The sequence below is a fragment of the Virgibacillus sp. 7505 genome (genome assembly GCF_002272135.1).
In the GTDB taxonomy this organism is placed as follows: domain Bacteria; phylum Bacillota; class Bacilli; order Bacillales; family Amphibacillaceae; genus Terribacillus.
Genome location: NZ_NPBF01000425.1, coordinates 1 through 218 on the forward strand (window position 1 = coordinate 1; position 218 = coordinate 218).

Annotated in this window: 1 protein-coding gene; it reads left to right on the plus strand. The window is 43.6% G+C overall.

Translation table 11 applies throughout. From position 1 onward, the window contains the following. A partial coding sequence (locus CHH91_RS21060) for a hypothetical protein (protein WP_217973801.1) occupies positions 1 to 218 on the plus strand: 218 nt, incomplete at both ends.

The window sequence follows — 218 nt, forward strand, 5'->3', positions numbered from 1 at the left end:
CGTAAACATAACGGATGTTATTCGTGCATCCAACATCCTCGAAGTTGCCGTCGACAATAGCAAAAATCATACGGTATATCCCCAAAAAGCTGATTTCACATTCTATGGGGGAATTTACCGTGATGTGTTTATGATCACTGTGCCGTCGACTCATTTTGAACTGGGCTATTACGGAGGAACAGGCATAAAAGTGACACCCAAGGTAGAGGACAGGAATG